6 protein-coding genes are annotated in these 11,260 nt (G+C 46.5%); all 6 read right to left on the bottom strand.

Annotation, left to right across the window (positions count from 1 at the left end; translation table 11 throughout):
• A partial coding sequence (locus LUQ50_RS10960) for a DUF2207 domain-containing protein (RefSeq protein WP_300039875.1) occupies window positions 1-912 on the bottom strand: 912 nt, incomplete at its 3' end.
• Window positions 913-1,209: 297 nt separating this feature from the next.
• Window positions 1,210-2,853: a hypothetical protein gene (locus LUQ50_RS10955; protein ID WP_300039874.1), complete on the bottom strand. Its 1,644-nt coding sequence runs from the start codon at window positions 2,851-2,853 to the stop codon at window positions 1,210-1,212.
• On the bottom strand, window positions 2,850-3,800 hold the full coding sequence (locus LUQ50_RS10950) for a VWA domain-containing protein (protein WP_300039873.1): 951 nt from the start codon (window positions 3,798-3,800) through the stop codon (window positions 2,850-2,852). Before LUQ50_RS10950 ends, LUQ50_RS10955 begins: the two co-directional genes overlap by 4 nt.
• On the bottom strand, window positions 3,797-4,690 hold the full coding sequence (locus tag LUQ50_RS10945) for a DUF58 domain-containing protein (RefSeq protein WP_300039872.1): 894 nt from the start codon (window positions 4,688-4,690) through the stop codon (window positions 3,797-3,799). The genes LUQ50_RS10950 and LUQ50_RS10945 overlap by 4 nt, the downstream gene beginning before the upstream one ends.
• Window positions 4,691-4,704: 14 nt before the next feature.
• The gene (locus LUQ50_RS10940; RefSeq protein ID WP_300039871.1) at window positions 4,705-5,691 is read right to left on the bottom strand and encodes a MoxR family ATPase; all 987 of its coding nucleotides are present in this window, start codon (window positions 5,689-5,691) and stop codon (window positions 4,705-4,707) included.
• Between the two features lie 160 nt (window positions 5,692-5,851).
• Window positions 5,852-10,843 (bottom strand): PKD domain-containing protein, encoded by a 4,992-nt coding sequence (locus LUQ50_RS10935; protein WP_300039870.1) that lies wholly within the window; start codon window positions 10,841-10,843, stop codon window positions 5,852-5,854.
• Window positions 10,844-11,260 lie beyond the last annotated feature (417 nt).

Below are 11,260 nucleotides of genomic sequence, written 5' to 3'. Positions count from 1 at the left end.
AGGTACCATGCTCAGGTGATCAGGAATAGTGAATGGTTTCTCTCTGCCTCTCCGGTACCAGATCAGGAGAAGCAGCACCGGGATGGAGCATATCAGTATGATGGATCCGAAATACGAGATGTATGGGGTAGCAGTCAACAGGTCTGCATACCATGGGTTTGCAGCATTAACTTTATCCTGGATTTGAACAGAGCCAAGATCGCTGATTCTCCCGTGAATCGCGTCTCCTGCACCCCGGTCAAGAACCAGTTCAAATCCGACCTGAACATCCCCTTCAGCACTACCCGAGATGATATAGGAGTCTCCGGTTTTAGTTACCGTCATCCCGGCAGGATGTGGGTAGACTTTCAGAACCAGGTCAGCAGGGATGGTAATGGTGACTGACTGGTACGCAACATGATCTCGTGCCAGATCAATATTGAGGTGATCGGCATCGGCCCCCCGTTCTATCGGTGGAGATATGATCCAGGAGTAGATGACTGGCCAGGTTCCGGTGGGATAAAAATCAGACTTGAAGGCACCGGCCTCATTATTTTTTGCATTTTTCTGGATCAACTGCTTATCTGCTGCACTCCCGCCGTCCAAATGAACGGCTCCGGAATAATCCTTCAGGTATGTATGTGCTCCCTGAGGAGGAGTTGACTGGATCAGTTCTACCAGAGCAGAATCAGACGTACCGTATGATACCGGCACCTGAAAGAATCGGTTCAGGCTTCGGTAGGTATCATCCACTTTTACGGAATACTGGTATGATTCCTGTAAAGCCCCGTCATATGACCAGGCAACCTGATAATCAGAGACAACCAGATCTCCTTCAAAGAGTGAACTTACTACTCCGCTCACCCAGAAACCAGCAAATGCGAGGATGACCGCAATGGTTAGAACGATTACAAGTTCCCTGACTTCTCCCATGAATTATGCTTCTCCTGTTGAAAACCATACATAATAATTGGTACCATATTCACCTCTTACCCCGGGTATCAGCGTTTGTAACATTTTTTGTATGGTCGGTGCTGACCGTTGATGAATAATTTCTGCTCAAGAGTTATATCGGTTAAGCTGAGTTCAGTTAAGTACCCAGTAAACCGGATTGATAATATTTGAAAATCTCCTGATTATTGTTATAGATTCTTGCTATTCTATCGCTCTGAAGGATATCAGTTGAAATGGTAATATACCTGACGGTTTACCTGAGGAAAAAAGGTATTATTATGATTCTTCAGGATTCTGATCCATGATTAGTGATCTGATCTCCTTGATGAATCCAAGTGATTCTTCTGCTGATCCATCGCTACGGGCATACTCTACCATCATACACCGTTCAAGAATCGGGGTAATCCTCCGGATCTCCATTCCTTTTTTCCTGGCAATGGTCAGGATCTCTTCGGTTGTATCCGCACTCCCTGATCCTTTTGTATGAGAGATGAAGAACCTGAGTGCCTGACCTGAATTTGTATATGCATCCTTGATGCGGCCTTCTTTAACCGCTGTTTCAGCCATGATAAGATACTTTTCGGTAGCTTCGTTGATGTCAAGTGGTTCGGAAATTTCCTGAACTTCTTCTCCGGGAACCAGGTTTCGTTTCTGGTAATACCGATACGCTGCCCATGAACAGAGACAGATGAGCAGGATGAGCAGGATGATTCCAATGTACCATCCAAGAGGAATCTCTTCCTCCTTCTGAACAGTAACTGATTCAACGGTTTCATTCCTGATTATTGAGGATATTGTTGCGTTTTTCCCGTCCTGGGTAGTATACTGCTCGTCTATCCGGGTCTCATTTGGTGTAAGCGCCTGTGAGCCACCGGTCTGATTGTATCCTGCCTGTTGAAGATCCATTTTGGCAGCCTGGTATCGTGGATCATTCTGTAACGATGATGGAGTTGGAACTGATTCATTTGAACTTGCAGTCAGTTGTTGTACTGATCCGTTCTCGATCTCTCCTTTCAATGAGACTGACTGCCCTTTTTCATTATTATATTGTGCAGAAACAGATCCTGATCCTTTTCCCTGTGCTGTCAGTGAGGCATCTTTCTGTTCATATCCTGCATTTTTCAGATCCTGATTCATCTGGTTCAGGAGGGGATCCTGTTTCATCTGCTGGGCAAGTTCCTGCTGATCCTGTTTGTTCTGGCTTGTCTCCTGTGCCAGTTGCCGCTGCAGGGTAGATGACTGTGCATTCATCTGATTGTTCTGCAATGCCTGTTGCGCATTCTGCGGCTGCGATCTACTACCAGAACCTGGAGACTGGCCCTGACTTGAGAGCATCTGTTGCATTATCTGCTGGTTCTGCTGCCGCATTGCGTTCATTTGCTGATCCATCTCAGCAAAGGGATCCTGACTCTGCCCCTGGGTATTCTGTTTTACCTCACTGGTGGTTGAACTCAAAGGTGAACCCTGACCACCTGAAGGCTGGGAAGATCCTGAAGTGCCCTGATTTTGAGAGGTCTGGTTTGGAGTAAAGACAACGGTAAATGGAGGTAGTGTCGAGACATAGTCCCTACCATCGTCACGGAATTGAAGGGACAGACTAACTTCAAATTCTGCTGGTTCTTCTGAACTCAGGGTTATTGCGTTCTGAGAACTTCCCGGGCTGATAGGAAAGGATTGGGATTGTGAGCTGGACTGAGAGAATGAAAATCCTCCCTGTGACTCCTTTCTTGTAAGTGTATACGCTAGAGTTCCTACATTGGTCTTCTGAAACGAACTATCAACAATAAAGGGGACCCTGGCTTCTTCTCCTGATGGAAACGTGTAGGTGCTCTGACTAGTCTTAAGCGTAACATCACTGGCAAGAGCCGGAGTAATTGCTATTGCAGCCAGGATCAGAATGATACTGATAACATATTTCATTGTATGATCCTCCTTCTTCCATATCTGAGGGCTATTTCCACAACGATGAGAATCATCGCGATGAAAAAGAACCAGTCCTTGATACTGGTCTCTTCTTTTTCACGTTTGATCTCTTTGTTCAGATTTGCATAAATCTGTGAAAGGGTGCGATCGTCAACAGATTTGTAATATTTTCCACCAGTCTCTGTTGCAATCTTTTTCAATGCATCTTCATCCAGATCAGCGTACTGAGCGTTACCGAACCAGTCATACCCCAGTACTACCGGTTGGTCTGATCCAAGGCCAATAGTGAACACCTGAATCCCCTTGTCTTTAGCGAATTGAGTCGCCTGATCAGGAGAGATTACACCTGCATTGTTCACACCATCAGAAAGAAGTATAACCACTTTCTTTCGGTTTGGAATTGATTCGGCCATATCGATGGCAAGTGCCAGACCGTCTCCAATCGCAGTAGCACCACTTTTCTGCTCAATGGCTTTTAGTTTGGTGAAGACCCGGTCTTTATCGGGGGAGAGATAAGCTGCACTCGTAGCTCCGGATTCAAAGGTGATAACCCCTGCATAGTCCTTATCATCCAACTGGCGGATTAACCGGCCGGCAGATTCTTTTGCAGATTCAAGTCGTGTTGGCTTATAATCGGTTGCCTGCATACTGCCGGAGTCATCCATAACAAGGATGACGTTTACCCCTTCTTTTGCCTGCTCAAGCGGAATATGAGGATCAGCAAGCCCGATGATGATACAACCGAGTGCAGCGAGGGCAATGAGAAGCAGCATACGTGGCCGGTGTGATCCTGTTTTTCCTGCAAGAGCGGTCTTCATGAATCCGATGTGTGAGAAGACCATTGCTTCCTGTTTCTTCCGTCTAGTCTCACGAAGGTACCAGTAATACAGGGTTGGAAGTGCCAGGAGCAGAATAAGCCATTCGGGATGATAAAATCCGGTCATGATCGCACTCCTGCAAATGGATTATCACCGAAAAGGCGCTGGAGGGGAACAAGCCAGTCATCCGTTGTTCGTACCTGTTCCATCGGAACATGAGTTCTCCGGAATAGTTCTGTGATTTTGGTATTAGTCTCGACTACTGCCTTGCGATAATCATCTCTGAACAGGTCATCAGAGGTGTCGATCAAGATCTGCTCTCCGGTCTCGGCATCTTCCAGTTCGATCAATCCGACATCCGGTAGTTCAGCCTCACGGGGATCAGAGACTCTGACTGCATACACCTCATGATGTTGACTGAGCAGTCCCAGTTCCCGGGAAAAATCTGGCATATAAAAATCAGAGATCAGTATCACCGAAGCCATTCTGCGAAGCCGGGTGAGAATATGGGTACATGCCGGACGAAGATCAGATCCCGAACTCTTCGGTGTATGATTGATCACTTCATGGATCAGATGGACTGCATGAGCTCTCCCGCTTCGTGCCGGAATAAACCGTTCAACATGATCGGTTACGATCAACAGACCCGCCCGGTCATGGTATCGGACCGCGGCAAATACAAGGCTCGCACATATCTCGAGCATCATCCGGTACTTGCTTACTGTGCTGCCAAAGGCATGCGATCCTGAGAGGTCAATTACAAAGTAGAATGTCTGATCACGTTCTTCAGTAAATTCCTTGACATACGGAATTCCGTACCGGGCAGTAACTTTCCAGTCAATCGCCCTGATGTCATCACCAGGGACATACTCCCTGATCTCGGAAAATTCAATACCCTGCCCTTTAAAAAGTGAGATATGAACTCCTGCTTTCTGACCGGTCACCCTGGCACGGGTGATGATGTCAACCGAGCGGATGAGCCTGACTAGTTCTACAGGGTCTTCCCATGCTGGCATCTCTTCTGACCTCCTCAGGGAACCGGTACACGCTGAAGTATCTGGTAAATGACAGAATCAGTAGTTATTCCGTCTGCTTCTGCCTGATATGTGAGAATAATGCGGTGCCGCAATACCTCTCCCGCAATAGCCTTAACATCCTCGGGAACTACATATCCACGTCCCCGCAGCATAGCATGCGCCTTGGCACCGAGTACCAGAAAGATAGTTGCCCTTGGTGATGCCCCGTACGCGATATAATCACCAAGTTCGAGTCCGTATCGTGAAGAATTCCGGGTAGCGTCGACGATTGAGGTTACATAATTCTTGATCTCTATATCAGCATAAATCCGGGGAAGGAATTGTTGTAATGTCAGGATGGTATCTGCCGTAATGACTGGCTTTGGAGTTATTTTTACTCCTTCGGTAAATCTATCCAAAATTGTCAGTTCTTCAGTGCGGGATGGATACCCCATGATAATCTTGAACATGAACCGATCCATCTGAGCTTCAGGTAGAGGATACGTTCCTTCATGCTCGATAGGATTCTCAGTTGCAAGTACAAAGAAAGGAGATGGAAGCGGGTAGGTCTCACCCTGAATAGTAACCTGTCTCTCCTGCATTGCTTCAAGAAGAGCTGACTGAACTTTTGGCGGGGCCCGGTTGATCTCATCAGCAAGCACAAACTGGCTGAATATTGGCCCTTTGACGGTCGTGAATGAGACAGTCTGCTGGTTGAATATTTTTGTACCGGTGATATCGGCGGGGAGCAGATCAGGAGTGAACTGGATTCTGGAGAAGGATGCATCGATGCCCTGTGCCAGTGTTTTTATCAAAAGTGTCTTCGCGATACCCGGTACTCCTTCAAGGAGGACGTGACCATCTGCTAATAATGATATCACGAGACGATCTACAATTTCCCGCTGCCCTACGATAACCCTGGAAATTTCGTCACGAAGTGGGTTGAGGAGGTCTGCGTACTGTTTAGCTTCATTTGTAAGCGCGAGGATCTCTTCGTTCATATATTCACCTGATATTCGACGATAATGCTGTAATACCGGAATGATTTGTAGTTGAATCTACAAAGTAAAGTTAGTATTACATATTGAAAATGTTTTTCGACATTTGCATGTCAGATATCAAAAAATCAGGTAATTAGGTAAGTAAAGAAAAGAGGTGTGGTTAGGATGAGTTAACTGCCATTGGAATGATACCGGTCGACCGGAGATCCAGAATGATATCACATCCTTCAGTGAATGGGTATGATTTCTTCCATTCTCCGGTGGCAGGGTCTAAAACTTCAGCAACCTGTTCCTGACCGGTTTCAGCATCATAGATGGTGAAAGAAATCGGGGATCCTGGAGGTATGTCACCCTGGATTGTCATTTTTACCGTATCACCATATATTCCAGGTTTATTTACCTGAACCGGATTGTTGTCGATACCCACCTGGACTCCGCTTCCATCTGCAGTAATGAGTGAACCCGGTGGTGCCGGCCTGTCATTGATGGATACTTTTCCCATAACCGTCATTGGAGTAGAAGGAACCGGAGGTTTTCCTCCGTCAGCCTTTAGTGAAAGTCTGGTGAGTCCTCCTTCGAAGTAGGGGTATGAACTTGCCCATTCTCCTCCTGATTCGATGTCCCGGACTTGTGCCTGAATTGCTTCATTTGTCCCGGTTGGAGTAACCCAGAATGTCAGTGGCTGACCACTCTTCAAATCTCCCTGTGCAATGAGCCGCTGGAGTTTTTCAAATCCGTAAACTCCGGGTGAGGTGATTGGAAGTGGGTTGCCTACATGGCCTTCTATGATGTTGTCTCCTTTTACGGTAATGGTTGATCCAACCTGGAGAGGCTGACCATTAAAGGTAACTTCTCCGAAGAACTCATGTGGAAGGACTGGCATTGGCGGGATTCCTTCTCCGCCAACTCTCAGATCAAGTCTGGTCTTGTCACCGCCACGGAATGGATATGATTTTGTCCAGTTGGCTCCTCCGTAGAGGTCATAACATTCTGCCTGCACGAACTCAGCGGAGCCTGGTGTCTTTACCCAAAAGGTAACCGGTTCGCCATTCTTGATGGTTCCCTGCACACGAAGTGGTTCTGGAATTCCGTAATTACCAACTTCCTCAGTAACGGTTGGATTATCCTTGATTCCGGTCTCTATTCCGGATCCACGTGCTTCAATAATGGTTTTACAAGGTGCCTGATCACCGTCTACGGTAATGTGCCCATAGAATAGTGCCGGCTCTTTGGGTTCAGTTGCTGTGATCAGATTCTCTTTGCATGCCCGGGCTGATCCAAACGAGTTGGATGCTTCCAGACAGACCGTGAAGGTTCCCGGAGTCTGGAATACATGAGTTGGATTTCTATCGGTTGCAGTCTGTCCATCACCAAAGTCCCACTTCCATGCAGTCGGATCATTGGATGAGAGATCAGTAAAGCAGACTGTAAGGGGTACTTTTCCTGTCGTTGGTGAAGCGACGAAGTCAGGTACTGGTGGTTTTCCTGCCGGGGCTACGTGAATATACTGGTATCTGATCTCGGTAGATCGGTCTTCTCCCCTTATTGCAGTCAGAAGGACGGTGTAGTCCCCTGGCTGAGTATACACATGAGTCGGGTTCTTGTCGGTGGCATTTGTTCCGTCACCAAAGTTCCAGAGCCATGCGTTTGGATTACCAGTGGAGAGATCCGTGAATTTGACATTCAGTGGAGCAATACCAGTTGTTGGTTCTCCCATGAAAGCTGCCTTCAGTGGTACCGGCTTATCAAGGACGTGGATTAACTTCTCCTGCACCTTGGTTGATTCACCGAACTCGTTTTTGGCCGTGAGCGTTACGGTGTATTCGCCTGGTGCCTGATAGGTGTGAATTGGATGCTGCTCTTCAGCAGTCTGCCCGTCTCCAAAGTTCCATGCCCATTTGTTCGGGCTTCCAGCTGAAAGATCAGTGAAACTAACCGTGAGAGGAGCGATTCCGATAGTTGGTGAAGCCCTGAATTGTGCTGTTGGTGCAGATCCGGGTTTGGTAACTGTTATGTAATCAGGAATTACCTTCTTGTCTGCCCCTGCCGGGTTTCTGACTTCAAGTTCTACCGTGTATTTACCCGGTATGTCATAGGTGTGGGTCGGGTTCTGCTCGATAGAGTCTTTTCCGTCGCCAAACTTCCATGACCAGGCGTTTGGTCCGTTCTTTGAGATGTCTACGAAAGAGACTTTAAGGGGTGCCATTCCGCTGGTGGGTGCACCGGTAAAGTCTGCTATCGGTTTGAGTATTCCTGGTTTTGCATCAATAAGTTCAGGCTTGGTGATACTGTCAGAGCCTGCAGTATTGGTTGCATTTAGGGTTACCGAGTACTTCCCTGGCTGAGTATAGGTGTGAGCCGGGTTCTGTTCGGTTGAGGTTGTGGTATCACCAAAGTTCCATAACCAGGAAGTGGGTGCATTCTTTGATTTATCGGTAAATTTCACATTCAGTGGAACCATGCCGGTGGTTGGATCAGCAACAAAGTCTGCGACCGGTTTGGTTACATTGGGAAGAGCATTGATGAACTGTGGTTTTTCTTTCGAACCGGAACCTGCCTTGTTGCTGGCGGTCAGGTTAACGGTAAAGATTCCTGCTGTCGTGTATACGTGTGTCGGGTTCTGCTCCTGTGACACTCCTCCGTCACCAAAAACCCATGACCATGCAGTCGGCTGGTTGGTGGTCAGATCGGTAAAGCAGACACTGAGTGGTATTACCCCTGACTGTGGGTTGGCATTAAAGTCAACAACCGGTGGTTTTACCGGTTCCCGAACGGTGATATAGTTCTCCTTGGTCTTTTTCTGACTGGAGACGATATTCGATGCAGTCAGTGAAACAGTGTAAACGCCTGGCTTTTCGTAGATATGACTTGGATTACGTTCAGATGAGTTGCATCCATCTCCAAATTCCCATGCCCAGGAAGTCGGAATACCCAGTGAGGTATCGGTAAACTGCACTGTTAGTGGAGCATCTCCTTCGGTTGGAACACCTTCAAAGTCTGTTACCGGAATCATGTCATGTTCAGAAATGACTGCAACAAATGCATCACGGTCACCGTCACCAAAGTTCTGTTGATATGGCCAGACTTTGGGGAAGTTAATCGAGGTGGTATATCCGGTCATATACGCGTCCCCTTCACCCGTGACTGCAACGCCTCTGCCCTCATCAATATCTGAACCACCAAGATAGGTGCAGTACTGAATCTGACTGATATCAGGGCTGAACTTGGCAAGCATCAGATCTGATTTGCCACCAAGCTTAGACTGGTATGCACGTTCAACCGGAAGATCTGTGGAATCAGAGGTACCTACGATGAAGATATTGTTCTTGGCATCATTAGTAACCGAACTGATGGAGTCTACCAGTGACCCTCCAAAGAAAGTGCTCTGGTTTAATGTTGAACCATCAGGACTCAGGGTAGCAATAAATCCATCCTGTACACCTTTAAGGCCTGGCTGAATCGGATTTACGGTTGGAAAGTCTGGTGATTTTGTTGAACCTACAACGGTAAGTGATCCATCGGGATGTGCGATGATTCCCTTACCATCATCCCAGTTGCTACCTCCGAGATAGGTCGAGTATGCTGCAGGATACTTACCTTCCGGATCAAATTTCGTAACAAATGCGTTAAATGATCCTTTCAGCATTGCCTGATACGGTTTGATGACCATTAGGTTCGGCGATTCAGTCTGACCTACAATACATGCATACCCGTTTGGATCAATAGAGACTGCACTTCCTGCTTCGTTTGCACTCCCCCCAATAAAGTTGGAATAAACGATAGAATTTCCTTCAGGTGTCAGTTTTGTGATGAAGGCATCACTATGTCCACCAAATGGTGACAGTTGATATCTGTTTACTACTGGATAGTTCCAGGATTTAGTCTCACCAGTGATGAAAACATCTTTCTTGCCATCAATTGCGACTGCATATGAGAAATCATCATCAGTTCCTCCAACATAGGTGGAGAACGTCAGATCTTTCCCGGTGGGATCAAGTTTTGCAACCCATGCATCATAACCACCGGAGATCTTGTTTCTGAATGCATTCTTTACAGGGAAATCGGCTGAGTTTGTCCCACCGGTTATGTAGGTGTTCCCGTCATTGTCAATGACAAGGCCGGTTCCCTCATCTGTTCCACTTCCACCGATATATGAGATGTAGACGAGATCGGTTCCATCTGGATTGATCTTGATAATAAACGCGTCCTTATCACCACCACCATAATACGGCTGAACGCTTCCCGGGGCCAGCCCCTGTGCACTCATACCGGATACAACGGTCTCATTTTTTAGATACTTCAGATGATCAGACCAGGTAGTTCCGATAAAATAGGCATATCCATTGTTATCAACCGCAATGCTGTTACCCTGATCGCGACCATTGCCACCAAAGTACAATGAGTATCTCATCACCGGATCAATAACAAGGATCTGGGATTTATCGTAGGATCCAATCGTGAAGGTAATGGTGTTGTCTGCTCCGATCTTGTATGAACAGGACACATTTACTCTGGATCCGTTGATATCCTGGTATGCTACAGGTGCCTGATCAACAATCTCACGTCCTGCGGTCTTGATGATCAAGTCACCGGTATCATTCAGAGTGAGCGAGTCCTGACCAGAATACTGCAATGCAATAACTGAAGGATCTGATCCTGGCTGGACGGTATACTCACTTTTCAGGTTTCCACCTTTTCCTGAAAGGTTCAGGTCAATACCCGGGTAGACCTCGATATACTGAACTCCTGATGTCAGGTTAATACCGCTCTTCCAGGCAGACTGTTCTGATCCTGAGTAGAAATTTGCAGTGGTATTAACCGGATTGAGTCCTACAATCGTAGTATTGTCATTAGCACCATTTAATTTTACAAAGACAGGCTTAACTGCTGTCTTGTTATCAACTGATTGCTGGCTGAATTCAATACCATTCTTGAATACCGTAATCAGTTGCTCTGGTGATGACTGAGCCTGATACGATACATTATCTTCAAATTGCCCTTCATTCGGAATGAATAAAATGGGCATGGAGGCTATCATAGCCTCTCCTGCCGTTCTGTTTCCCTCGTCTGCAAGTGTGGTCGTTGTAAGCACACAAGCAGCCAGAAGGATCATCAGAACGAGGCACCAAACTGGCTTAGTATTCCCCATCATATGAATAACCCGCGTCCGAACATACGGTATACGCAGTTGTCTTCACCAGATGCATCATCAATGCCTCCGGCCTTCCCGCGATACGTAACCACTGGTTTTATCTGGCATATATTTATAATTGTTGTAAATTAGAGATGAAGTGAGCTTAGAATAAGATATACTGATTCAGATTACGATATCAATTGTTGAAAATATTTTTAGGTTTATATTGCAGCGCATATTTCATTGTAAAATCTTCCTCTCTAATGGAGTTATAATGTTTATGTTGAAATAAAAACCTGGATGTTGCATACTGCATTAAGTATCTATCTATCAAGTGAGAAATGGTATTGCTAATCTTCGCAATGTCATGTCTAATCCACAATCCACAACTGTCCCTGACTATTCCGGTTCTTCTCTATCTCCGTATATCCGGGT

It is taken from the genome of Methanospirillum sp. (assembly GCF_028679455.1).
Classification (GTDB): Archaea; Halobacteriota; Methanomicrobia; order Methanomicrobiales; family Methanospirillaceae; genus Methanospirillum.
Note: the sequence above shows the minus strand (reverse complement) of the source record. Positions and strands in the feature narration are given on the sequence as shown.

Bases quoted from the DNA above. Each gene is read 5' to 3' on its own strand.
- LUQ50_RS10935 (WP_300039870.1), bottom strand. From the start codon at position 10,843: ATGATGGGGAATACTAAGCCAGTTTGGTGCCTCGTTCTGATGATCCTT.
- LUQ50_RS10955 (WP_300039874.1), bottom strand. From the start codon at position 2,853: ATGAAATATGTTATCAGTATCATTCTGATCCTGGCTGCAATAGCAATT.
- LUQ50_RS10945 (WP_300039872.1), bottom strand. From the start codon at position 4,690: ATGCCAGCATGGGAAGACCCTGTAGAACTAGTCAGGCTCATCCGCTCG.
- LUQ50_RS10940 (WP_300039871.1), bottom strand. From the start codon at position 5,691: ATGAACGAAGAGATCCTCGCGCTTACAAATGAAGCTAAACAGTACGCA.
- LUQ50_RS10950 (WP_300039873.1), bottom strand. From the start codon at position 3,800: ATGACCGGATTTTATCATCCCGAATGGCTTATTCTGCTCCTGGCACTT.